The organism is Celeribacter neptunius, from assembly GCF_900113955.1.
In the GTDB taxonomy this organism is placed as follows: domain Bacteria; phylum Pseudomonadota; class Alphaproteobacteria; order Rhodobacterales; family Rhodobacteraceae; genus Celeribacter; species Celeribacter neptunius.
Genome location: NZ_FORH01000005.1, coordinates 184566 through 206970 on the forward strand (window position 1 = coordinate 184566; position 22405 = coordinate 206970).

Sequence of the window (22405 nt, forward strand, 5' to 3'; positions counted from 1 at the left end):
GGAGATGAGATCGCGATGGAGCTGACAGAGTTGCAGCGGCAGGCGAAGGTCGTGAATGACATCTATGTCGAGACTTTCGATCTCACCCGGGACGGGCTTATGCTGATCGGCAAGATGACCGAGGAGATGGGGGAAGTGGCGTCGGCCTATCTCAAACTCCACGGACGCGCGCGGGGCGCGGCTGGCGACCCGGAGGCCTTGCGGCGCGATTTTGAGGACGAACTGGCGGACCTTTTGGGGTTTCTGGCCGTTTTGGCGGAGACAGAAGGCGTTGATTTGGCAGAGGCTTTTGCGCGCAAATGGGGCAAGTATCTATGAGGCGTGTGCCTGTTTGGCGCTTCTGTTTGTCGTTCGTTTTGAGCGCCCTTTCGTTTGGTGCTCTTGCGGCGGACCGGGTGGAGACCTCGGCGGGCGTGGCCGAGATTTTGCCGCTTGGGCCCCTTGAGACGAATGCACTTTGGATTGCCGATGAGGCGGTGGCTTTGCCGCTTGCCGTGGATCATCTCGACATTGCCGCACAGGACGAGGATTTGTTGCTGATCCTCTTGGCTTCGGGCGGGACGGCCTGTCCAAAGATGTGGGTCTATCTCGATGCCGGGGCCGACCCCCTTTGGGTGTCGGAACCATTCGGGACATGCCACGACGATGCGCAGGCTTTTAGGACGGAGCGGGGGATCGAGGTCATCTCTCCTGCGACCGATCTGGGGCAGAGCGGGGATGTGCGCTACTGGCTCGAAGGGCATGAGGTCCATGAGGCGCAGGCGCCGTTGAAATCACTGGGCTTTACCCAAGTGACCCAATGGGAGGGGATGCATCCAAAGCGTTTGGTCGACGATCCGGCGTGGGAGGCATGGTTCTTGAAACGCGTTGGTCCCGTCGGGCTGCTGGAGCTGCGCGGACTGTTCGAGCAGGCCAGCCTCTTCTTTTGGGACGGCGACTGGTTGGTTGCGGAGGGCTGCAAAGCTGACGCTTGCGACGAGCTTCGTGGCGTTCTCATGCTCCACAAGGATGGTGATCGGGTATCAGCGGCGGTTCAGCGAAAGAATGGTAATATACAGCAACCGATGTTGCTTATGGCTAGCGAGGACAATGACGTGATCCAAGCATTCATCCGCATGTATGAGGCGCAGGACGAGTAGTCACCCCAGCAGATGCCCCATCTGCGCGACGGCCAGCTTGTAGCCATTGACGCCACAGCCGGCCATGACCGCATCCGCGCGCATGGAGACATAGGAATGGTGGCGGAAGGCTTCGCGTTTGTGGACCTGTGAGATATGCACCTCGATCACCGGGCCTTCGAATGTGTTGAGCGCATCGAGAATGGCCACAGACGTGTGGGTATAGGCCGCTGGGTTGATGACGATCCCAGCGGCTTTGTCGCGCGCTTCGTGGATCAGATCGATGATCTCGCCCTCATGGTTCGACTGCGCGAAAACGATGTCGAGATCCTGCGCGGAGGCCTCGGTCGCACAGAGCGCCTCGACATCTTCGAGCGTGTCGGCGCCGTAGATCTCCGGCTGGCGTTTTCCCAGAAGGTTCAGGTTGGGGCCGTTCAGGATGTAAATCGTCTTGCTCATGATGCGCCTCATGTGTCTTTGCGGCCAAGCTACGCGGAGCGGGGGTTGCCGCGCAAGGCGTTGCGTTGCAAAAGGGCGGGCAAAGGTGACGAGGACGCGAGAGGGCGACATGAGCGAGATCACACCGGAACACATCGAAGAGTTTTTTACCCGCTCGAATGGCGACTATGTCTTTGCCCGCTGGGGGCGCCCGATCGCGCCCGTCGTGTTCGGTGTCGAGGACGAGACGCTGGTGACGGTGAAATCGGCGATCGAGGCCTGTGTCGCCATCGCCGGACACCGGATCGAGGAAATGGACCCGGAACTGGGCACCAACCTGATGGTGTTCTTCCTGTCCGACTGGGCGGAGCTTCTGGACGTGCCGCATATGGGCGATCTGATCCCCGATCTGGAGGCCAAGGTCGCCAAGCTACAGGAGCGTAATGCGCATCAATATCGGGCCTTCCGGTTCGACGATCAGGGCGCGATCAAGGCGTGCTTTACCTTTGTGCGCATGGGCGGGGCCATGGATAATGTGCCCGCCGAGGTGATCGCATTGAGTCAGGCGGTGCAGGCGATGCTTCTGTGGTCGGACGTCGAATTCACCCAAGACAGCCCCTTGGCAGAGACTGCCGAGGGCACGGTGGTGCGCCCGGATGTGGCGAATGTGCTGCGGGCCGCCTATGACCCGATGTTGCCCGCCGCGGCCCGCGACGCCTCCCATGCGCTCAGGCTCTATGCCCGGGTCATTGCGGGGTGAGATGCGCGCCTTTGTCGGCATTCCCCTGCCGGAAGACCTGAGTGACCGGTTCGAAGATCTGGCGAGTGGCCTGCGCTTGGGCCGCGCGGTGCCGGCGGAAAATATGCATGTCACGCTGGCCTTTCTCGACGATCAACCCGAAGAGGTTCTGGCGGAACTGCATGAGGCGCTGAGCGCCATGACCCTGCCACAACCGGAGATCGCGATTGAAGGCCTGGACCTGTTCGGGGGCGCGAAACCGCGTCTGCTCTTTGCCTCTGTCACCGCGCATGAGGCGCTCACAGAGCTGCGGCGCAAGGTGCGGCAGGCGGTTCAACGGGTTGGCATCACCCTGCCGCACGAACGGTTTCGCCCGCATGTGACGCTCCGCCGGTTCAACCGTCTCGCGCCTTTCGAGCGCGATGAACTGGAACGCTTTCTCACCCTTCAGGGCGGGTTTCAATGGCCGGGGTTCCGGCCCGAGGCCTGTCAGATGGTCGAATCCCTGCTGACCCAGGAAGGCGCGCAATATGAGGTGCTTGCGAGCTATCCGTTGAGCAAATAGGCTTGGCGCAAACCGGCCCGAAGCAAAAGGCGAGCGCAGATGACCCACAGATTTCCCGTTCATGTCTATTACGAGGACACCGATCTCGCGGGCATCGTCTATTACGCCAATTACCTCAAGTTCATCGAACGCGCGCGCACCGAATGGGTGCGCGATCTCGGCGTCGATCAGGTGAAGCTGAAGGAAGAAGAGGGCGTGGTTTTCGCCGTGCGCCGGGTCGAGGCGGATTACCTCAGCCCCGCGAAGTTCGACGACGATCTCACCGTCGAGACCGCGCTCGAGGCGATGACCGGTGCCCGGATCGTGCTCGCTCAGGTGGTCAAACGCGGGGAAGAGCTGCTTTTCACCTCGCAAGTCACCCTTGTCGCCCTCACCGCGACCGGTCATCCGGCGCGTCTTCCGGCGGTTCTCCGCCGAAATCTGCACTGAGCCGCCCCGAAATCGCCGAAAACCGGAAAAATTCGCGTGTCTTTCACATGTTCGTGTTGGCGTGTGGGCTGCCGATGCGATAGAATCCTGCGTAATGATAGAGCCGTGTAGATGCGGCCGACAGGCGATTAAAAGAGCAGGTTCATGGACCAGACAACCCTTGCGATGGCGCAGGAGATCGATTTCTCCTTGCTGGCGCTTTTCATGCGCGCAACCTTCATTGTGAAAATCGTGATGATCCTCTTGATCGTGGCCTCGTTCTGGTCATGGTCGATCATCATCCAGAAATTCATCGCCTATAAAAAGGCCCGCGCCGAAGCTGCGGTGTTCGATCAGGCCTTTTGGTCCGGCGAGCCTTTGGACGAGCTTTACGATCAGATCCAGGGCAGCGCGATGAGCGCGCCGGAGCGGGTCTTTGCCGCCGGCATGACCGAATGGCGGCGTTCGCACAAGGCCGATGGCGGGCTCATTGCCGGCGCGCAATCGCGGATCGACCGCTCGATGGACGTGGCCATTGCCAAGGAAAGCGAAGAGATGACCTCGGGACTTTCCTTCCTCGCCACCGTCGGCTCGACCGGGCCGTTCATTGGCCTCTTTGGCACCGTCTGGGGCATCAAGACCGCGTTCGAAGACATCGCCATAGCGCAATCGACCAACCTCGCGGTTGTGGCGCCGGGCATCGCCGAGGCGCTGCTGGCCACCGCGCTTGGTCTTCTCGCCGCGATCCCGGCGGTGATTTTCTACAACAAGCTCAACGCCGACAGTGATCGCATCCTTGGCGGCTACGAGGCTTTCGCCGACGAGTTCGCCACCATTCTCTCGCGCGAATTGGACAGCTGACATGGGCGCGGGAGTTGCACAGAAATCAGGGGGCGGGGGGCGCAGAGGTCGCCGCCGTCGCCCTGCCGCGATGAGCGAGATCAACGTCACGCCTTTCGTCGACGTGATGCTGGTGCTGCTGATCATCTTCATGGTGGCGGCGCCGATGATGACCGTCGGCGTGCCGGTCGAACTGCCGGAAACCGCCGCGACCGCGCTGCCGCAGGAAGAACAGGAACCCTTGACCATCACGCTCACCGCCGAGGGGCAGGTGCTGTTGATGTCGAACGAGACGCCGGAAGAGGATCTGGTCGCGAAGCTTCGCGCCATCGCCGAGGAACGTCAGGATGACAAGATCTTCCTGCGCGCCGATGGCGCCGTGCCCTATGCCAAGGTGGCCGAGGTCATGGGCGCGCTCAATGCCGGCGGGTTTCGCAAGATCGGTCTGGTGACCGAACAGGGCGGGCCGCGTCTCGACGGCTCCGGGAACTGAGGGCAGGCAGCGTGAACGCGGGCCAATATATCTCTGGTGGCGGCCATCTGGCGCTGATCGCCTATATGCTCTTCGGGGGGCTGTTCTTGCATCCGCAAAAGCCGCGCGAAGAGGCTGTACAGGAGGTTGCGCTGATCTCGGAGGCCGAGTTCAACGCCATGGTGAACCAAAGCACCGCGCCGGAGACCTTTGATGAGGCTCCGACCCTGCAGGCCCCGGAGAGCGACACGGCGCCGGTGCTGCGTCCGGTCGAAGAGGCTGCGCCGGAAACGGTCACGCCCGAAGCGCCGCCCGCAGAGGCCGCCGAACCGCAGCCCGAGACCCCGGCCACGCTGATCCCGCCGGTTGCACTCGATCCCACCCCGCCGGAACCGCAGGTCGATCCGGAAATCTCGCTCGAAGATCCGGGCGCCCAGTTGCCGGATGTGGCCGACACACCGCCGACACCGCGCCCGGTGCCGCGCATCGCCGATCAGGTGGTCAACACGCCGGAGCCGCAGCCGGAGATTTCCGACGCGCCCGTGGAGGCCGCCAATCCGGAGGCCGAGACCCCCGAGGTGGTGCAAGAGGAAGTGGAACAATCCGCCCCGGAAGAGACCACGACCGAGATCGTGACCGAGGCCGAGAAGCCGTCGGGCCTGTCCTCTTCGCCGCGCCCGAAGGCGCGACCGGCCAATCTCGCCGCTCTGGCCGAGCAGCAGCGCGAGGCCGAGCGCGCGGCGCAACAGGCGGCGGAGGCCAAGCCCGAGCCGCAACCGGAGAGTTCCGACGCCGTGGCCGAAGCCGCTGCCGCTGCGGCTGCCGCTCTGGCCGCCGAAACCGCTGCCAAACCCGCGGCCCCCGAACGCCCCGCCGGCCCGCCGCTCACCCGTGGCGAGCGCGAAGGCATGCGGGTTGCGGTGTCGCAATGCTGGAACGTCGGCGCCATGTCGTCGGAGGCGATGCGCACCACGATCACGGTCGGTGTCGCGATGAACGAAGATGGCACGCCGCAAAACGGCTCGATCAAGCTTTTGTCCTTCGATGGCGGCTCGCAAACCGCCGCCGATCAGGCCTTTGCCGTGGCCCGGCGGGCGATTATCCGCTGCGGCGCCCGCGGCTTCCCATTGCCGGTGGAAAAATTCGCCCATTGGCGCAATATCGAAATGACGTTCGATCCTGAACAAATGAGGTTCAAATGACACGCCCGACTGCTTTGGTCCGTTCTCTGGTCTGTGCCTGTGCGACCGCGCTCTCTCTTGGAGTGGCGGTGCCCGCATTGGCGCAGGACCCGGGCCCCCTGAAACTCGACATCACCCGCGGCGTGATCGAACCCCTGCCTCTGGCGATCCCGGATTTCATCGCCGAGACGCCACAGGCGGAAGAGTTCGCCAAACAGATCTCCGATGTGATCGCCGCCGATCTCGTGGGCACCGGGCTGTTCCGGGAAATCCCGCCCTCGGCGCATATTTCCAAAGTGGCGAATTTCACCACTCCGGTGCAATATGCCGATTGGAAAGCGATCAATGCCCAGGGTCTGGTGACCGGCGCCGTGGGGCTCGATGCTTCGGGCAATCTGGCGGTGAAATTCCGCGTGTTCGACGTCTATGCCGAGGCGCCTTTGGGCTCGGGGCTGCAACTTGGCGGCTCGACCGCAAGCTGGCGCCGGATCGCCCATAAGGTTTCCGATGTGGTCTATAGCCGGATCACCGGTGAAGGCGGCTATTTCGACAGCCGTGTGGTCTTTGTCTCCGAGACCGGGCCGAAGAATGACCGCAAGAAACGCCTCGCGGTGATGGATTACGATGGCGCCGGGCTGCAATATCTGACCGACGACAATTTCATCGTCTTCGCGCCGCGGTTTTCGCCCACCGGCGACCGGGTGCTCTACACCTCCTATGAGAGCGGCACGCCGCAGATCATGATGCTCGACGTCGGCACGGTGACGCGCCGTCGTCTGCCGGTGCCGGCCGAGGCCGTGACCTTTGCGCCGCGGTTCTCGCCCGATGGCCAGGCCATCGTCTATTCGATGGCGACCGGCACCAATACCGATCTCTACCGCATGGAGATCGGCTCCGGACAGATCACGCGCCTGACCAACACGCCGGCGATCGAGACCGCACCGTCCTTCTCTCCCGATGGCTCTCAGATCGTCTTTGAATCCGACCGGTCCGGCACCCAGCAGCTCTATATCATGCCCGCGTCGGGCGGTGAGGCGCGCCGGATTTCCAGCGGCATGGGCCGCTACGGCACGCCGGTCTGGTCGCCGCGCGGCGATCTCATCGCCTTCACCAAGCAGAACCAGGGCCGCTTCCACATTGGCGTGATGCGCACCGATGGTTCGGAAGAGCGGCTGTTGACCGCGTCTTTCCTGGACGAGGGCCCGAGCTGGTCGCCGAATGGCCGGGTGATCATGTTCGCCCGCGAAAGCCAGGGCGCAGGCGGTGAGAGCGCGCTCTACACGGTGGACATCACCGGTCGCAATCTCAAACGCGTGCCGACCAATGCCGGCGCTTCCGATCCGGCCTGGTCGCCGCTGTTGAAATAGCGCCGCGAAATCAACGAAGGGCACCTCCCCAAGCCGCGGGGAGGATGCTATAGTCCGGTTAACCAAATCAAGCCTGAGCAGTATCGAGCTTCCGTAAAGGACCTTCTCAATGTCGAAATTCATCACCTCTTCCGCCTCCCGCGCGCTTCTTCTGGTCGCGGCTCTGGGCCTCTCGGCCTGTACCAACCCGGGCCGTTTCGGCGCGGGAGCCGGCGCGGGCGCGACCGGCGCCGACGCGATGGTGGCCGGATCGGCTTCCGATCCGACCTCGGTTGCCTATTTCAACCAGACCGTGGGGGACCGCGTGCTCTTTGCCGTGGATCAGAGCACGCTCTCGGATGAGGCACGCACCATTCTTGCCGGTCAGGCGAGCTGGCTTCTGGACAATTCGGCCTATACCGCGATCATCGAAGGCCACGCGGATGAGCAGGGCACGCGCGACTACAACTTCGCGCTCTCGGCCCGTCGTGCCGCCTCGGTGCAGGAATATCTGATCAGCCAGGGGGTGAACCCGTCGCGGCTCAAGACCATTCCCTATGGCAAGGAACGCCCGATCGCGATCTGTTCCGACGAGAGCTGCTATAGTCAGAACCGCCGTGCCGTGACCGTGCTGGCCGCCGGCGCCGGCATGTAAGAGGCGAAGGGGAGACCAGCGATGAAAGCGATGATCCGGGGCTCTGTGCTGGCCCTTTCCCTGATCTTGGGCTCCGGTGCCGCCTTTGCACAGGACGCCGAGACGCTCGCGGATATCCGGCAACAGGCCGCGGTGCTTTCGGTCGAGTTGGGCAAGCTCAAGCAGGAGCTCTCGACCACCGGCGCGCCGAACACGCAATTTGCCGGCACCGGCACGCTGGAGCGGGTCGATCTCCTGGAGGCGGCGCTCGCCAAGCTGACGGCAAAGATCGAAAATCTCGAGTTCCGCGTCGACCGGGTGGTGAAGGACGGCACCAACCAGCTCGACGACCTGAATTTCCGGCTCTGCGAATTGGAAGAAGGCTGTGACATCGGCAACCTGCCGCCTTTGAAGCCGATCGGCGGTGACATGGGCGCCACCGATCTGGTGGTGACGGGGCCGGCGACGGATGTGCCGCTGGAAGGCGATGGCGAATTCGCCATGACCGAACAGGGCGATTTCGATGCGGCCAAGGTGCTCTATGAGGCCGGCGATTATCAACAGGCGGCCACGGCCTTTGCCACATTCGCCCAGACCTACACCGGCGGCTATCTCACCGGCGAGGCGCATTTCATGCGCGGCGAAGCGTTGCACGCGATGGGCCAGACCGCGGATGCGGCCCGGGCCTATCTCGACAGTTTCTCCGGCAGCCCCGAAGGCGACCGGGCCCCGGATGCGCTGTTGAAACTGGCGGGCTCTCTGGGGGAGCTGGGGCAGAGCGACAAGGCCTGTGTCATGTTCGGCGAAGTGGGCGCGCGTTTCCCGGGCTCCGAGGCGGCTGCGCAGTCCGTGATCGAGGCCCAGAAGCTAAACTGTCCCTGATCCGTTTGCCTGAGATGTATGCCCGAGAAAGGCGCCGCGCCCATGGATGAAAAACTCGCCAGCCACGCCATGCTGCGCCATTTCGTGGCGACCGCCTTTGCCTTTGACAAGCCCGACCATCTGGCCGTGGCGGTCTCCGGCGGTGGCGACAGTATCGCGCTTTTGCACCTGATGGCGGAATGGGCGGCCGAGGAAAAGGTCCGGCTCGAGGCGGTGACGGTGAATCACGGGCTGCGGCCGGAAGCGGCACAGGAGGCCAGGTTCGCCGCAGAGGTGGCGCAGAGGCTGAAGGTCAAACACACCACGCTCAATTGGACCGGCTACAAGGGCGAGGGCAATCTTCAGGATGCCGCCCGACGCGCGCGCTACCGGCTGATGGCCGATTGGGCCAAGGTGCGGGAGATTTCGACCATCGCCTTGGCGCATACCGCCGACGATCAGGCGGAGACCTTCTTCATGCGCCTGGCGCGGACCTCCGGCATCGACGGGCTCACCGGCATGCAGCGGCGTCGGGTCTCCGATGGTATCACCTGGGTGCGGCCGTTGTTGATGCAGGAGCGTTTCGAGCTCCGGCAATATCTGCGCGAGCTGCGCGAACCCTGGATCGACGACCCGTCGAATGACGATGAGGCCTTCGAGCGCGTCAAGGCGCGCCGCGCCATGGAGGAACTGTCGAAACTCGGCATCGACGTGCATGTGGTGGGGCGGGTGATGGATCACCTGAGCCAGGTGCGCTCGGCGCTGGATTTCGCCACGCATGATCATGCGCTCGAATGCGTGCGCGAGGATGGTGGTGATCTGGTCATCGATCGTCGGCGCTTCACCGAGGCGGCGCCCGAGGTGAACAGGCGGCTTGTCGCCCAGGCCCTGCGGTGGATTGCCTCGGCCGATTACGGTCCGCGCGGCATGAAGCTGCAGGAATTTCTCTCGGCAATGATGCGCGGCCGCGATGCGACGCTGCACGGGGTGCGGCTTCTGGGCGGAAAGGATACGTTTCGTCTGACCCGTGAACATGCCGCCGTTGCCGGTGTCACGGCCACGGTGGGCAGTCTCTGGGACCGGCGCTGGATCGTTGAAGGTGTTGAGAATAAAGATTTTGTCATTCGCGCTCTGGGCGAAGACGGGCTGTTGCAACTGGGCGAGCGCGACAAGGATGCGCCGTCCCGCGAAACGCTCGCCGCCTCGCCCGCTGTGTTTGACGGAAACACCCTGATCTCTGCGCCGCTCGCGGGCATGGGCGGGGCAAGCGCGCGGTTGATCCATCCGAAAGGTGGTTTCTTTACGGCGCTTTTATCGCATTGAACTTAGCCCGTTCATGCCTATTTTAGAGGGAAAGCTCGCGTTCCCATGCGTGGGCATGATTATTTCGAGGAGAACCCCCCTTGGGCAATGCACGTAATCTCGCCTTCTGGCTCGTGCTTCTGATGCTGGTTCTGGCGCTGTTTCAGGTGCTGGGCGGCAATCAGAACACGATGTCGTCGGAAGTCGTCCCCTATTCCCAGTTCATGTCGCAGGTGGATGACGGCACCGTCACCTCGGTCGACATCGACGGGGAGAAAGTCTATTTCACCGGCGCCGACAATCGCCGTAAATATACGATCAACCCGGGCGACAACGCGCTCGTCTCCGAGCTTCTGGCGAAGAACGTGACGGTTGAGGGCAAGCCGCAGGAACAGAGCGGCATCATGCCGTTCATCATTTCCTTCCTGCCGATCTTCCTGATCATCGGGGTCTGGATCTATTTCATGAACCGGATGCAGGGCGGCGGCAAAGGCGGGGCCATGGGCTTTGGCAAGTCGCGGGCGAAACTCCTGACCGAGAAACAGGGTCGCGTGACCTTTGACGATGTCGCCGGCATCGACGAGGCCAAGGAAGAGCTCGAAGAGATCGTCGAGTTCCTGCGCAACCCGCAGAAATTCTCCGCGCTGGGCGGTAAGATCCCGAAAGGCGCTCTGCTGGTCGGCCCTCCGGGCACCGGTAAGACGCTCCTGGCCCGCGCCATTGCGGGCGAGGCGGGCGTGCCCTTCTTCACCATTTCCGGTTCTGATTTCGTCGAAATGTTCGTCGGTGTCGGTGCGAGCCGCGTGCGCGACATGTTCGAACAGGCGAAAAAAAATGCGCCCTGTATTCTGTTCATCGACGAGATCGACGCCGTCGGCCGCGCCCGTGGCGCCGGCTACGGTGGTGGCAATGACGAACGTGAACAGACGCTCAACCAGCTTCTGGTCGAGATGGACGGGTTCGAGGCCAATGAGGGCATCATCATCGTTGCCGCGACCAACCGCCGTGACGTGTTGGACCCCGCGCTTCTGCGTCCGGGCCGCTTCGACCGTCAGGTCACCGTGCCGAATCCGGATATCAAGGGCCGCGAGAAAATCCTCAACGTCCACGCCCGCAAGGTGCCGCTCGGCCCGAATGTCGATCTGCGCGTGATCGCCCGCGGCACACCAGGTTTCTCCGGCGCCGATCTGGCGAACCTCGTCAACGAGGCTGCGCTGATGGCCGCCCGGATCGGGCGTCGTCAGGTGACGATGGACGATTTCGAACAGGCCAAGGACAAGGTGATGATGGGCGCGGAACGCCGGTCCATGGTCCTGACCGACGAGCAAAAGGAAAAGACCGCCTATCACGAGGCGGGGCATGCCATCGTCGGGCTCAAGCTGCCGAAATGCGATCCGGTCTATAAGGCCACGATCATTCCGCGCGGAGGTGCTCTGGGCATGGTGATGAGCCTGCCGGAGATGGACAAGCTGCAGATGTTCAAGGACGAGGCCCGTCAACGCATCGCCATGACCATGGCGGGCAAGGCGGCCGAGATCTTCAAATATGGCGAGGACGAAGTCTCCTCCGGCCCGGTCGGCGACATCCAGCAGGCCAGCCAGTTGGCGCGCGCCATGGTCATGCGCTACGGCATGTCCGACAAGGTCGGCAATATCGACTACGCGGAAGCTGCTGAGGGCTATTCGGGCAACACTGCCGGTTTCTCGGTCTCGGCCCATACCAAGGAGCTGATCGAGGAAGAGGTCAAACGCTTCATCGACGAAGGCTATGCCGAGGCTTACCGGATCATTTCCGAGAATGCCGAGGAATTCGATCGTCTGGCCCAGGGGCTGTTGGAATACGAGACCCTGACCGGCGAAGAGATCATGCGGGTGATCAAGGGCGAACCGCCGCATCCGGGCGAGGATGGCGACGGCGGTGCCTCCGGCAAGGATGAGAGCGCCTCGGTCACGGCCATTCCGAAGACCAAGAAAAAGCCCAAATCGGACGGCGGGCTGAACCCGGAACCGTCGGCCTGATCGGCAGAAACATGAAACCGCGCCCTCACCGGCGCGGTTTTTCTTTGACGTGCCACAGGGAGGAGCCGGCATGAGCGATTGGAACCCGGAGCAATATGCGCGTTTCACCGATCTGCGCCTGCGGCCGGCTCTGGACCTGCTGAACGCGGTCGGGGAGCTGCCCCAAGGCGAGATCCGCGACCTCGGTTGCGGGGCAGGGGCGGTGGCCCCGCTGCTCCGGGCGCGCTTTCCCGAGCGGGTCCTGATCGGGGTGGAACAGTCCGAGGCGATGCGGGCCAAGGCCCGTGCGCTGTCGCTTTACACTGAGGTGCAGGGCGGTGATATCGCCCGCCATGATCTCGGAGAAGGAAATGCGCTTCTCTTCACCAATGCCGCGCTCAACTGGCTGCCGGATCACAAGACCTTGCTGCCGCGGCTGATCGAGAGGCTTGTTCCCGGCGGTTGGCTCGCCACGCAGGTGCCGTATCAGCACGATGCCCCCTCGCATGCGCTGGCGCGTCAGGTGGCGCATGATCTCGCGCCCAAGGCCTTCCCGGAGACCAGGGCCAAACCTCATGTGCGCGCGCCTCGCACCTATGCCGCGCTGCTGGCGCCTCTGGGAGAGGTCCGGGTCTGGATGACGGAGTATATGCAGAACCTGCCACCCGCAGCCGAAGGCCATCCGGTGCGCCAGTTCACCCGGTCGACTTATCTGCGGCCCTATCTCGCGCATTTCGAGGCCGAGGGGCGCGAGGCAGAGTATCTCGCCGCCTATGATGCTGCGCTGGGTGAGGCCTATCCTTTGGAGGAGGGCGGCGGCGTCTGGTTCCCGTTCAAACGGCTTTTCCTGACCCTGAGGAAAACCTGAGGAGCAAAGCCGGAGCTTTTCCCGGGCGCGACCGCATGTTAAAGCCGCCGCAAAGGGGACTCGCATGACGCTCAAACCGCCAGCCGACATCACCACCATGGCCGATCTCAGGCTGCAGATCGACGCGCTCGACCGCGAGCTCATCGCGCTTCTGTCGCTGCGCCAGGCGCATATCGACCGCGCCGCCGAGCTGAAACCCGGCGAAGGTCTGCCGGCGCGGATCGAAGCCCGGGTGCTCGATGTTCTCGACAAGGTCGAGGCCGAGGCGAAAGACAAAGGTTTCGAACCGGTTCTGGCCCGCCAGATGTGGGCCCTGATGATCGAAGAGATGATTGCCCGCGAGGACCGGGTGCTCGGGCGCGACGCATAGGATAGGCTGGGAAGTGGAGACGGACATGACGGCAACCCTGATCGATGGCAAGGCCTTCGCCGCGACCGTACGCGGCAAGGTGGCAACCCATGTGGCGCGGCTCAAGGAGGCACAGGGCATCACACCCGGCCTCGCCGTGGTGCTGGTCGGCGACGATCCGGCCTCCGAGGTCTACGTGCGCTCCAAGGGCAAACAGACCGTCGAGGTCGGGATGAACTCCTATGAGCACAAGCTGCCGGCGGAAACCTCCGAAGAAGACCTTCTGGCCCTCATCGAGAGGCTCAATGCCGACAAGGATGTGCATGGCATCCTTGTGCAATTGCCGCTTCCGGCGCATCTCGACGAGGCGCTGGTGATCAATGCGATCAATCCGGCCAAGGATGTCGACGGGTTCCATATCTCCAATGTCGGGCTTTTGGGCACCGGGCAAAAGGCCATGGTGCCCTGTACACCGCTGGGCTGCCTGATGATGCTGCGCGATCACCATGGCAGCCTGTCCGGGCTCAACGCCGTGGTGATCGGGCGCTCCAATATTGTCGGCAAGCCGATGGCACAGCTTCTTCTGGGCGACAGTTGCACGGTCACCGTGGCGCATAGCCGGACCAAGGATCTGCCCGAGGTGGTGAAACGTGCCGATATCGTCGTGGCCGCCGTCGGGCGCGCGCATTTCGTGCAGGGCGACTGGATCAAACCGGGGGCCAGCGTGATCGACGTCGGCATCAACCGCATCCCGGCGCCGGAGAAGGGCAGCCATGAAGATGGCAGCGTCAAGACCCGGCTGGTGGGGGATGTCGATTTCGAGGCCGCAAAAGACGTCGCCGGCGCGATCACCCCGGTGCCGGGTGGGGTCGGGCCGATGACCATCGCCTGTCTGTTGGCCAATACGCTCACCGCCTGTTGCCGGGTGCATGGGCTGGCGGAACCCGAGGGGCTGACCGCCTGAAACCTTAAATCGGCGCATGTTGGAAACCTACATGTCAAAAGGCCCCGCGTGCAGCACAGGGGCCTTTTTCGTGTGATTTATGCAATCGGCTTGAGGTCTCGCATCGCCTCGCGCACCACTTCCGGCAGAGATGTATCGGCGCCTTCGGGCGCGGCATCCAGAGCACAGGTGACATCCTTCACCAGAATGCCGATGGTGTTGTCCGGTTCGAACCCGTGGCGGGAGAACTCGATCTGGTCGAAGCGCGAGGTGAACCAGTTCTGACCGGTGGCGGTTTCGATCAGGTTCAGAAGCTTCTGCCGGTCGACCCCGGTCTTGTCGGCCCAATCAAGTACCAGCCGCGCCATGGCGGTATGCGAGGAACAGAGCAGGTTGTTCAAGACCTTGCTCTGCATGCCGTCGCCAAACCCGCCCATATGGTGGATATTCGTGCCCATGGCCTGAAACATCGGTATGAGGGCGGCGACATCCGTCTCCGCACCACCGATCATGAAGGCCAGTGTCGCTTCGCGGGCGCCGACCTGGGCGCCGGACATCGGCGCATCGACGAGCGCGATATGATCCGGCACCCGCGCCCGCAGTTCGCGCACGTAATTGGGCGACAGCGTCGAACAGATCACCACGGTCTTGAGCTTTTTGGCGCGGGTGACAAAGCCCTGCGTGCCGAAAAGCACCTCGTCGGTCTGATCGGCATCGCGCACCACGGTGAAAAGCGTCTCGAGCCGCTCGGCAAAGCGATCCGCATCCGAGGTGACCGGCAGACCGGGAAAATCGCTTTCCGGGCGAATGTCGAACCCGGCGACCTCGATCCCGGCTTTGAGCATATTGGCGAGCATGCCGCGACCCATCCGGCCGACGCCTGCCAGTCCAATCGTGGTCAGCCCCATCTTGGCCTGTTCGGTATTGTGCATGATAGTCCTCCCTTTTGATCGGGAGGATGCCGGGTGCGCGAAGCTTTGGAAAGCCCCTCATTCGGGGCATCGCGTCAATGCGCGAATTCGCTTTCCTCGACGAACATGTTGGCCCAGGCCCGATCGATGAGATCCGGGGTCATCTGATAGGGGATGCCCTCGAATTCGCAGATCGAGATGATCTGATCGATCAGGAAGACCGGCTGATAATTGGCGTAGACATTGTCGATGGTCGGGTATTTCTCTTTCAACAGATAGACCAGCGAGGCCTCATCGAGCGGCATCTTCTTCTTGCGCGCCACCATGGCGAAGATTTTCAGGAAGCCCTCCTGATCCGGGCCGTCGATCTTGATCTTGTAGAAGATCCGGCGCAGCGCGGCGGTATCGAAGATCTTGTTCGGATGGAAGTTGGTGGAGAAGATCACCAGCGTATCGAACGGCACTTCGAATTTCTCACCGGACTGGAGCGCGAGAATATCCTTGCTCTCTTCCAGCGGCACGATCCAGCGGTTGACGAGTTTCTGCGGCGGCTCTTCCTGACGGCCAAGGTCGTCGACGATGAAGATCCCGCCGGTGGATTTGAGCTGCAACGGCGCCTGATAGGTGCGCGCGGTGGGGTTATAGACCAGATCGAGCATGTCGAGCGATAGCTCACCGCCGGTCACCACCGAGGGGCGTTCGCAACGCACATAGCGACGATCGAACCGGTTGGCGGTCTTTCTGAGCGCCATGGCGTCATCCTCGACATCCTCGCGTTTCACATGCATCAGCGGGTCGTAGACCGTGATCACCGAGCCGTTGTATTCGACCGCGCGCGGCACATAGATCAGATCGCCAAGCGCATCGCGGATGCCGTTGGAGATCGAGGATTTGCCGTTGCCCGGCGGGCCGTACATCAGGATCGAACGCCCGGCGCCCACCGCCGGTCCGAGCTGATCGAGAAGATCCGGCGGCAGGATGAGATGTCCCATCGCGCCGAGGAGCGCATCACGGGTCACTTTCATATTGCGCACGGATTGGCGTTTCACCTGTTCGGCATAGATCTCGAGCGGCACCGGCATGGCGCCGTAATATTCCGATTGGCTGAGCGCATCGAGGGCGCGGGATTTGCCGCTGTCGGAGAGGCGGAACCCCATCTCGGAACCGGCGCCCGCGTGCAGCGTGCCGGTGGCTTCGATGAGCCCCTGTTCACGGGCCCGGTCGATCAGATCCTGGGTGACGGAAACCGGAATGGCCAGCACCTCTGACAGCCGCGAGACCTGTTCGAGATTGGTGCGGAACATGGTCTTCAACACGATGTCGCGCATCATCACGGGGGACAGCCCGGTGTCTTCGGCGTGACGGGGGGTGACGGGGGCGATCACATTCGGGGTGCTGTCCAGGGTCATGTGGCTCTGCTCTTTTCCATGCGTGTACAGGCGTGTTGGTCCGCGCCGGCTGCGGGCGGCTCTGCGCCTCCCGCCGGTCGTTTGATCCGTGGTTAAGGCCAGTTTGCGGCAAGTCTATGGAGGCTTGTGGTCAAAGCCAAGAAATTCGACAAATTTCTCCGCGCCGCCTTTGCAATCAGGACTGTTTGATCCTAGGCTTTCGGAAAATTTCGAGGCGGGCAGTATGAATAAGATTTCATTGGGCAGGTATGCCGGATTTCTTTTGGTTTTGATCCTGTTGTTCGGCGGTCTGGGGCTTGCCAGGGGCGGGCTTTACATCGACCGCCACGAGGGCGACGCCGCGCATATGGTCGAGATCATTCTGCGTATGGTGCAGGGCCAGCTGCCGCATCTCGATTTCTCGACCCCGATCGGGATTTTCGCCTTTCTGCCGATCGTTGCGATGAGCAAGCTGGGGCTCGGCATCGGCGAAGCCTTCATCGCGGGGCAGATCCTCGTCGCGCTGTGTTTTGCCCTGCCGATCTGGCGGGTCGGCACCTCACGGCTCACCGGGCTCGGGGCCTGGGCCTATGGGGCGGTGAGCGTGGCGATGATCCTGGCGCTGGTCCATGGCGAGGCGATCACCGCGATCTCCGTGTCGATGTATTACAACCGCTGGGCCTGGGCCGCCGCCTATGTCGCGATCCTGCTGGCAGTCCTGCCGCCGGTGCCGGAGCGTGCGGCGCCCCGGCTCGACGGGATCATCGCGGGTGTGATGCTGGCGCTGCTGGCGCTGAGCAAACCCACTTATTTCGTGGGTTTCGTGCTTCCCGTGGCGTTTGGATTTGCCACCCGTGGCGCCTGGCGCAGCCTCTCCGCCGGGGTGCTTGCGGGGCTGCTCGTCGCGCTGGCGATGATCGGGATCTATGGCATCGACTTCCTGCCCGCCTATGTCGGGGATCTGCTGAGCGTGACCCGCTCCGAGACCCGGGCGGCACCGGGGCTGCCGCTCTTGAAGGTTCTCAACGCGCCGCGCTTTCTGGTCGCCACGCTCACCCTCGTGTTCTCGGTCATCGTGTTGCGCCAGGCCCGCGCCGAGCGTCTCGGCCTGTTGCTTTTCCTGCTGGCGCCGGGCTTTGTCTATGTCACCTATCAGAATTTCGGCAATGATCCGAAATGGCTGTTTCTGCTGTGCGTTCTCCTGATGACGCAGCGCCCGGATCGTGGCGCGCGGGTGTTGTTCAACGCCGATGCCCGCAACGCCATCGCGGCGCTGGCGCTGGTGGCCTTTGCCCTGATCGTGCCGTCTCTGCAAAATATCGTCACCAGCCCGTTTCGGCATATGGCGCTCGAGACCGAGGACTATGTGCCGCAATTCGCGGAGGTGCCGGAGCTCGGGGATCTTTTCGTCATGTCGCAACGCAGCGGCATGGTGCTCGGACGCACGGCATTGGCGGATCGCTACGAGGGGTTGAAACCCTATGTGATCGAGGATGAACGGTTTGAACCGGTCACATTTCTGGGCGAGACCCTGCCGCGCTGCAGCCTGCAGGCCGGTGATCTGGCGCTGCATCGCTACATGGCGGACCGGTTGAAGGAACCGCCGTTCAACTTCCCGCCGGAGAGTCAGTTCTTCATGGCCGATATCGCCTCGGCGGTGTGGATTCTCGGCGGCTTCGAGCCGCTCGAGGGCGGTGCGCCCTGGTATTACTCGGGCACGCCGGGGATCGAACATGCCGATGCCATCATCGTGCCGACCTGCCCGCTGGACACCGAGATCGAGCGCAATGCATTGGCGGCTCTGGAGATGGCGGGGCTGAAACTGCGCCCGCCGCTCAGAGATCCGATGATGCTGGTCTATCCGATCATCCGCGAGTGATCGCGGTCTTGCCCGGCCGCGCTCGGAGAGGGGGGCTCATTGGAGGGATGGCTCAAAAGGCCGCGGCCAGTCCGAGATAGCTGACCATGGTGCCGGCAAGCGCCAGACCCATGGGGAATTTCCTGGCCTCCCAGGAGATCCAATCCGGCGTTGCCCGACGGATAAGGGGCAGGGCCCGGAGCGCCCGATGGGCCAGAAAGGCTCCGAGCAGGAAGGCGGAAAAGAGCGTCAGGACCGCGCCCAGATCGGCAAAGGGAATGAACATCGACATGGCGGCGGCGAATTTGCCATCGCCAGCGCCGACGCCGAGATAGGCAAAGGCGAACATGCCGACGAAATACATCACGAACGCATGCGCAAAGCCCCAGAGATATTGCGCGAAGGGCAACAGAAACGGCCCCATCACCAGGTAGATCGCAGCAAGCAGCAGAACCACCGGATTGGGCAGTTTCATCCGCTTAAGATCATTGAACGCGGCGAGGAAGGACACCAGCGCGACGGGGCCGAGAAACCAGATCGCGGCCTGAGCGGGCAGGGCGAGCATCGGAAAATCAGCCGTTCGACACGTTGGCTTCCAGAGCGCGCAGGCTGCGCACGGCGGCTTCGAAATGCTGCGGATGGGCGTCGATCGCTTCCTTGATCAGGCCTTTGCCGATGCTCACATCGCCGGCTTTCACCGCCGCCAGACCGAGCGTGTACAAAAGCTGCGCCCGTTCGGTCTGGGTCACTTCCATCACCGGCAGGTCGTATTTTCCCTGCGCACCGCGCGCCAGAATGAGGTTGTTCTTGGCGGTGAACAGCGACGGATCGTAGGTGATCGCCTGGGCAAAGAGCTTTTCAGCCTCGGCATATTCGCCGCGGGTCAGTTTCGAATAGCCCCAGTTGTTCAAGACGCCGGAAGGGCGGGTGGTGAGGCCGACGGCAGTCTGATAGTAGCTGTCGGCGTTCTTCCATTCCTGATTGCTGTCGGCGACCATGGCCTCGAGCCGGTAGCGCTTGTAGGTCTCATGGGTCGGCGGCACGGAATCGAGCACCTGTTCGGCCGTTTTCCAGTCGCCGGTGCGGATCAGCGCGTCGGCATAATCCACCTTGTCATCCAGGCTGGAATCCTCTTGCGCCACCACTGTCTTCCAGGCGGCGACCGCAGCATCAGGCTCCCCGGCGCGAATGAGCGATTTCGCCAGGCCACGTTTGAGATCGGTGCGTTCGGGTTTCTCACCGACGGCCCGGGAGAAATAGGAGACGGATTCCCTGGGATCGGCGGCGTTGAGCATGATGTCCGAGAGCCCGGTGCCATCGATCGCATTGACCGAGGTGTCGGCCCGGCGCACATCGCCGCCAAAGGGCTTTTGACAGGCCGAAAGGCCGACGGTGCCCGCCAACAGCAGGGTGATCACATGAATGTTGCGCACGGAAATGGTGGTCATGGTGCCTGTCGCCTCATATCTGCTCGGGGCGTCGGGCTTTGCGCCTCTTTGCCCCGTCTTGCCTCACTCTACACACCTCTTTGACGGTTCGTTTCCGAGCGCTCGCCCGTTTTCGGGTCTTTGCTCCGGGTCTTTGACCGTTTCAGCGCGACAGCAGGAGATACTCTCCGGTTCCGCGGCGCACCAAGGTGAAATCGCTCTTGTTTTCGTCAATATACGCGGGATTTTCGAGTTTTGCGAGTGCCAAGCGCAGATTGTCGCGAATTTCGGCAGATTGGCCACTGTCCAATGCGAAGGCGGTGCGGAACACCCGTTCGGCCTCGCCGTATTGGCCGGTTTCCATCAGCACCACGCCGAGATTGTTCCAGGCCGGGACGAAGGTGTCATCGAGCTCGATCGCCTGCCGCAGATCGCGCTCGGCCTGACCCAGACGTCCGAGCCTGAGCTTCGCCGAGCCGATGGCCGAAAGCGTGTCGACCGTCATGCCCTGTTGTGCCGCCGCGCGGTAATAGGCCTTGAGCGCCAGCTCGAATTCGCCCGCGGCCATCAGCCGGTGGCCGACAATCAGCCCGTCCACCGAGCGCTCGTGGGTGTCGATGCCGGGCGGTGCATAGGCGCCGTCCTCGGCCAAAGGTTTGAGGCCGCCCGATTGACAGGCGGCCAGAAGAGAGAGAAGCAGCGCGGGGCCCAGGCCCCGGCGCAATCCTGGATGAGACATGGTGTCCCTTGTGGTCTGGGGCTCCCCGCGGCAGACGGTTTAGAACTTCGTCTCCCTGAGCAGCACGTAGATGTCATAGACCGAAGGACCGATCAGGATGATCAGAAGCGGCGGCACGGTCAGCATCATTGTGGCAAGGGTCATCTTGGTAGGCAACTTGTTTGCGGCCTCTTCCGCCCGCATCACCCGTTTGTCCCGCATTTCGGCGGCATAGATCCGGAGCGCGTCGGCAATCGAGGTGCCGAATTGCTGCGACTGGATCAGCACGGTGACGAAAGAGGCGACATCGGGCACGCCACAGCGTTCGGCCATGTCCTTGAGCACCACGGTCTTGTCCTTGCCGGCCTTGATCTCGAAGGAGACGATTTCGAACTCGTCGGCCAGCGCCGGAAAGCCGGAGCGGATTTCCTTGGCGACGCGAATGATGGCCTGATCGAGAGATTGCCCGGCCTCGACGCAGACTAGCATGAGATCGAGCGCGTCCGGAAAGCCGTTGGTGATTTCTTCCTTGCGGCTCTCGATCCGGCGGGTGATCCAGTATTTTGGCGCCATATAGCCGATACAGGCCGGCAGGAGCACGGTCAGGATCAGGGATTTCGGCGTCATTTCCTGTTGCGAGGATTTCAGCAAGGCCAAGAGCAGACCGATCGCAAGCGCGCCGAGCCCCAGGGCGAATTGCGCAAAATGGAACATGCGCACGGCGTTTTTGGTCCGGTAGCCGGCCTGGATCATTTTCAGCTGGGCGGCGGAATATTCTTCTTCGCTCTGGGGTTCGAGAAAGGCCGAATATTTTTCCAGCTTGGCGCCGCTTTTGCTGTTTTCCTGACGCAGCCGCGCCGGGGATCTGCCTCCGCCCTTGGACTGCGTCTGTTTGCGCAGCCGCTCCATCGGATCGGCCTTGCGCTTCAACAATGCCGGCAGGGCGGCAAGGATCAGCACCGCGCCGAGGGTCCCGATCACGATCAGCGGGCCGAACGGACCCAGCTGATCGCCGAGAATGGAGGAAAAGATCTCTTGCATATCTGTCGTCCTTTCCGGCTCAGACCTTGATGTTCACGAGCGATTTCATCACGAAGATATTCGCGGTGAGAAAGCCGGCGACCACCAGGCAGGCGGGGATGAAAGCGGCGGTGTCTTTGACGGAATCGTAATAGTCGGGCTTCATCAGCGAGATCAGCAAAAGCGCCAGAAGCGGGAAGCCCGAGAGGAAATTACCGGACCATTGCGCCTCGGCGGTGATCGCTTTCACCCGGCGGAACAGTTTGAACCGGGAGCGGATCACCTTGGCCAGACCGTCGAGCACCTCGGCGAGGTTGCCGCCCGATTGCTGTTGGATCGACACGGCGACGGCGAGGAAGCGCAAATCCTGCATGTCGAGCCGCTCGGCCATGTCTTTGAGAGCCTCGCCGACATCGCGGCCATAGGCGCTTTCATCGGCGATCACGCCCATTTCCGTGCCCAGCGGATCGGGGACCTCTTTTGCGACGATGGTCAGCGCGTTGGAGAACGGGTGGCCGACCCGCAGGCTTCGGACCATGAGTTCCACCGCATCGGGCAATTGTTCCTCGATCAGCGCGAGGCGTTTCTTGGCCTTGCCCTGAATCCAGACATAGACCCCGCCGATCCCCATGGCGACCGCCACCGCGATTCGGATCGGCACCGAGGCGGAGGTGCCGATGGACAGCCCGACAAAGGCCACCATCCCGAGCAGCGCCATGATCATCAGGAGCTGTACCGGAGAGAAGGCGATATTGGCCTTCTGGGCTTTCTCGGCCAGGATCGAATAGAGCGGGATCTGCCGCGATTTGAGGTGCTGGCTCATCTCCTTGCGCAGCTGATTGAGCACCTCTTCGCGGTCGCCCGAACCCTTTTCCAACAGCTCATACCGCCGGTTCACCCGCGAATTCAACGAGATCGACTTGCCGAACACGGTCAGGTAGATGCCTTCGACCAGAAGCAACACGGCGACGAAAATCGCGCCGTAGATGATCGGTTCCATGGAAATGATCATGAGATGATGC

Annotated in this window: 25 protein-coding genes; 17 read left to right on the plus strand and 8 right to left on the minus strand. The window is 62.7% G+C overall.

What is annotated here, in order from left to right:
- The first annotated feature begins 15 nt into the window (after window positions 1-15).
- Complete coding sequence (locus BM151_RS13710; RefSeq protein ID WP_090061296.1) at window positions 16-318, plus strand: pyrophosphohydrolase domain-containing protein; 303 nt, start codon at window positions 16-18, stop codon at window positions 316-318.
- 95 nt (window positions 319-413) lie between these two features.
- The gene (locus BM151_RS13715; protein WP_143093104.1) at window positions 414-1139 is read left to right on the plus strand and encodes a hypothetical protein; all 726 of its coding nucleotides are present in this window, start codon (window positions 414-416) and stop codon (window positions 1137-1139) included.
- On the opposite strand, the gene aroQ is transcribed toward BM151_RS13715, so the two are convergent.
- Window positions 1140-1577 carry a type II 3-dehydroquinate dehydratase gene (aroQ, locus tag BM151_RS13720; RefSeq protein WP_090061298.1) on the minus strand — a complete coding sequence of 146 codons (438 nt, stop codon included), beginning with the start codon at window positions 1575-1577 and terminating at the stop codon, window positions 1140-1142. It abuts the gene before it with no gap.
- Window positions 1578-1686: 109 nt separating this feature from the next.
- Between aroQ and BM151_RS13725 the strand changes: the two genes are divergently transcribed.
- From BM151_RS13725 to folD, 14 genes are all read left to right on the plus strand, one after another.
- A complete protein-coding gene (locus BM151_RS13725) occupies window positions 1687-2316 on the plus strand; it encodes a hypothetical protein (protein WP_090061299.1) in 630 nt (209 codons plus the stop codon).
- Window positions 2294-2860, plus strand: coding sequence for an RNA 2',3'-cyclic phosphodiesterase (gene thpR, locus BM151_RS13730; RefSeq protein ID WP_177213149.1), 567 nt, complete (start codon window positions 2294-2296; stop codon window positions 2858-2860). The genes BM151_RS13725 and thpR overlap by 23 nt, the downstream gene beginning before the upstream one ends.
- Window positions 2861-2899: 39 nt before the next feature.
- On the plus strand, window positions 2900-3289 hold the full coding sequence (ybgC, locus tag BM151_RS13735; protein WP_090061300.1) for a tol-pal system-associated acyl-CoA thioesterase: 390 nt from the start codon (window positions 2900-2902) through the stop codon (window positions 3287-3289).
- A gap of 144 nt (window positions 3290-3433) precedes the next feature.
- Window positions 3434-4129 carry a protein TolQ gene (gene tolQ, locus BM151_RS13740; protein WP_090061301.1) on the plus strand — a complete coding sequence of 232 codons (696 nt, stop codon included), beginning with the start codon at window positions 3434-3436 and terminating at the stop codon, window positions 4127-4129.
- A 1-nt stretch (window position 4130) separates the two neighbouring features.
- Window positions 4131-4601 (plus strand): protein TolR, encoded by a 471-nt coding sequence (gene tolR / locus BM151_RS13745; RefSeq protein WP_090061302.1) that lies wholly within the window; start codon window positions 4131-4133, stop codon window positions 4599-4601.
- Window positions 4602-4612: 11 nt separating this feature from the next.
- Complete coding sequence (locus BM151_RS13750) at window positions 4613-5782, plus strand: hypothetical protein (RefSeq protein WP_090061303.1); 1170 nt, start codon at window positions 4613-4615, stop codon at window positions 5780-5782.
- A complete protein-coding gene (tolB, locus tag BM151_RS13755) occupies window positions 5779-7128 on the plus strand; it encodes a Tol-Pal system beta propeller repeat protein TolB (RefSeq protein WP_090061304.1) in 1350 nt (449 codons plus the stop codon). The genes BM151_RS13750 and tolB overlap by 4 nt, the downstream gene beginning before the upstream one ends.
- A gap of 109 nt (window positions 7129-7237) precedes the next feature.
- Window positions 7238-7762: a peptidoglycan-associated lipoprotein Pal gene (gene pal, locus BM151_RS13760; RefSeq protein WP_090061305.1), complete on the plus strand. Its 525-nt coding sequence runs from the start codon at window positions 7238-7240 to the stop codon at window positions 7760-7762.
- 21 nt (window positions 7763-7783) lie between these two features.
- Window positions 7784-8623, plus strand: coding sequence for a tol-pal system protein YbgF (gene ybgF / locus BM151_RS13765; protein ID WP_342714576.1), 840 nt, complete (start codon window positions 7784-7786; stop codon window positions 8621-8623).
- Window positions 8624-8665: 42 nt separating this feature from the next.
- Window positions 8666-9925: a tRNA lysidine(34) synthetase TilS gene (gene tilS, locus BM151_RS13770; RefSeq protein WP_177213150.1), complete on the plus strand. Its 1260-nt coding sequence runs from the start codon at window positions 8666-8668 to the stop codon at window positions 9923-9925.
- A gap of 80 nt (window positions 9926-10005) precedes the next feature.
- Window positions 10006-11922: an ATP-dependent zinc metalloprotease FtsH gene (gene ftsH / locus BM151_RS13775; protein WP_090061307.1), complete on the plus strand. Its 1917-nt coding sequence runs from the start codon at window positions 10006-10008 to the stop codon at window positions 11920-11922.
- A 70-nt stretch (window positions 11923-11992) separates the two neighbouring features.
- Window positions 11993-12769: a methyltransferase domain-containing protein gene (locus BM151_RS13780; RefSeq protein WP_090061308.1), complete on the plus strand. Its 777-nt coding sequence runs from the start codon at window positions 11993-11995 to the stop codon at window positions 12767-12769.
- Between the two features lie 64 nt (window positions 12770-12833).
- On the plus strand, window positions 12834-13139 hold the full coding sequence (locus BM151_RS13785) for a chorismate mutase (RefSeq protein WP_090061309.1): 306 nt from the start codon (window positions 12834-12836) through the stop codon (window positions 13137-13139).
- A 25-nt stretch (window positions 13140-13164) separates the two neighbouring features.
- Complete coding sequence (gene folD / locus BM151_RS13790; RefSeq protein WP_090061310.1) at window positions 13165-14082, plus strand: bifunctional methylenetetrahydrofolate dehydrogenase/methenyltetrahydrofolate cyclohydrolase FolD; 918 nt, start codon at window positions 13165-13167, stop codon at window positions 14080-14082.
- Window positions 14083-14159: 77 nt separating this feature from the next.
- Here folD and BM151_RS13795 read toward each other — a convergent pair whose 3' ends face one another.
- The gene (locus BM151_RS13795; protein WP_245781214.1) at window positions 14160-14993 is read right to left on the minus strand and encodes an NAD(P)-dependent oxidoreductase; all 834 of its coding nucleotides are present in this window, start codon (window positions 14991-14993) and stop codon (window positions 14160-14162) included.
- Window positions 14994-15067: 74 nt separating this feature from the next.
- Window positions 15068-16381 (minus strand): P-loop NTPase family protein, encoded by a 1314-nt coding sequence (locus BM151_RS13800; protein ID WP_090061311.1) that lies wholly within the window; start codon window positions 16379-16381, stop codon window positions 15068-15070.
- 223 nt (window positions 16382-16604) lie between these two features.
- On the opposite strand from BM151_RS13800, the gene BM151_RS13805 reads away from it, so the two are divergent.
- Entirely contained in the window at window positions 16605-18239 is a 1635-nt protein-coding gene (locus BM151_RS13805) for a glycosyltransferase family protein (protein ID WP_090061312.1), read from the plus strand.
- A gap of 52 nt (window positions 18240-18291) precedes the next feature.
- Here BM151_RS13805 and BM151_RS13810 read toward each other — a convergent pair whose 3' ends face one another.
- The 5 genes from BM151_RS13810 to BM151_RS13830 all read right to left on the minus strand — a co-directional run bounded on the left by BM151_RS13810 (window position 18292) and on the right by BM151_RS13830 (window position 22395).
- A complete protein-coding gene (locus BM151_RS13810) occupies window positions 18292-18783 on the minus strand; it encodes an A24 family peptidase (RefSeq protein ID WP_090061313.1) in 492 nt (163 codons plus the stop codon).
- A gap of 7 nt (window positions 18784-18790) precedes the next feature.
- Entirely contained in the window at window positions 18791-19666 is an 876-nt protein-coding gene (locus BM151_RS13815; protein WP_090061314.1) for a tetratricopeptide repeat protein, read from the minus strand.
- A gap of 142 nt (window positions 19667-19808) precedes the next feature.
- Window positions 19809-20384, minus strand: a complete 576-nt coding sequence (locus tag BM151_RS13820) for a tetratricopeptide repeat protein (protein ID WP_090061315.1) — start codon at window positions 20382-20384, stop codon at window positions 19809-19811.
- Between the two features lie 39 nt (window positions 20385-20423).
- Window positions 20424-21404, minus strand: coding sequence for a type II secretion system F family protein (locus tag BM151_RS13825; RefSeq protein WP_090061316.1), 981 nt, complete (start codon window positions 21402-21404; stop codon window positions 20424-20426).
- A gap of 19 nt (window positions 21405-21423) precedes the next feature.
- A complete protein-coding gene (locus BM151_RS13830) occupies window positions 21424-22395 on the minus strand; it encodes a type II secretion system F family protein (protein ID WP_090061317.1) in 972 nt (323 codons plus the stop codon).
- Between the last annotated feature and the right edge of the window lie 10 nt (window positions 22396-22405).

Bases quoted from the DNA above. Each gene is read 5' to 3' on its own strand.
- BM151_RS13710 (WP_090061296.1), top strand. From the start codon at position 16: ATGGAGCTGACAGAGTTGCAGCGGCAGGCGAAGGTCGTGAATGACATC.
- aroQ (WP_090061298.1), bottom strand. From the start codon at position 1,577: ATGAGCAAGACGATTTACATCCTGAACGGCCCCAACCTGAACCTTCTG.
- BM151_RS13725 (WP_090061299.1), top strand. From the start codon at position 1,687: ATGAGCGAGATCACACCGGAACACATCGAAGAGTTTTTTACCCGCTCG.
- thpR (WP_177213149.1), top strand. From the start codon at position 2,294: ATGCCCGGGTCATTGCGGGGTGAGATGCGCGCCTTTGTCGGCATTCCC.
- ybgC (WP_090061300.1), top strand. From the start codon at position 2,900: ATGACCCACAGATTTCCCGTTCATGTCTATTACGAGGACACCGATCTC.
- tolQ (WP_090061301.1), top strand. From the start codon at position 3,434: ATGGACCAGACAACCCTTGCGATGGCGCAGGAGATCGATTTCTCCTTG.
- tolR (WP_090061302.1), top strand. From the start codon at position 4,131: ATGGGCGCGGGAGTTGCACAGAAATCAGGGGGCGGGGGGCGCAGAGGT.
- tolB (WP_090061304.1), top strand. From the start codon at position 5,779: ATGACACGCCCGACTGCTTTGGTCCGTTCTCTGGTCTGTGCCTGTGCG.
- pal (WP_090061305.1), top strand. From the start codon at position 7,238: ATGTCGAAATTCATCACCTCTTCCGCCTCCCGCGCGCTTCTTCTGGTC.
- ybgF (WP_342714576.1), top strand. From the start codon at position 7,784: ATGAAAGCGATGATCCGGGGCTCTGTGCTGGCCCTTTCCCTGATCTTG.
- tilS (WP_177213150.1), top strand. From the start codon at position 8,666: ATGGATGAAAAACTCGCCAGCCACGCCATGCTGCGCCATTTCGTGGCG.
- BM151_RS13780 (WP_090061308.1), top strand. From the start codon at position 11,993: ATGAGCGATTGGAACCCGGAGCAATATGCGCGTTTCACCGATCTGCGC.
- BM151_RS13785 (WP_090061309.1), top strand. From the start codon at position 12,834: ATGACGCTCAAACCGCCAGCCGACATCACCACCATGGCCGATCTCAGG.
- folD (WP_090061310.1), top strand. From the start codon at position 13,165: ATGACGGCAACCCTGATCGATGGCAAGGCCTTCGCCGCGACCGTACGC.
- BM151_RS13795 (WP_245781214.1), bottom strand. From the start codon at position 14,993: ATGCACAATACCGAACAGGCCAAGATGGGGCTGACCACGATTGGACTG.
- BM151_RS13800 (WP_090061311.1), bottom strand. From the start codon at position 16,381: ATGACCCTGGACAGCACCCCGAATGTGATCGCCCCCGTCACCCCCCGT.
- BM151_RS13805 (WP_090061312.1), top strand. From the start codon at position 16,605: ATGAATAAGATTTCATTGGGCAGGTATGCCGGATTTCTTTTGGTTTTG.
- BM151_RS13810 (WP_090061313.1), bottom strand. From the start codon at position 18,783: ATGCTCGCCCTGCCCGCTCAGGCCGCGATCTGGTTTCTCGGCCCCGTC.
- BM151_RS13815 (WP_090061314.1), bottom strand. From the start codon at position 19,666: ATGACCACCATTTCCGTGCGCAACATTCATGTGATCACCCTGCTGTTG.
- BM151_RS13820 (WP_090061315.1), bottom strand. From the start codon at position 20,384: ATGTCTCATCCAGGATTGCGCCGGGGCCTGGGCCCCGCGCTGCTTCTC.
- BM151_RS13825 (WP_090061316.1), bottom strand. From the start codon at position 21,404: ATGCAAGAGATCTTTTCCTCCATTCTCGGCGATCAGCTGGGTCCGTTC.
- BM151_RS13830 (WP_090061317.1), bottom strand. From the start codon at position 22,395: ATGATCATTTCCATGGAACCGATCATCTACGGCGCGATTTTCGTCGCC.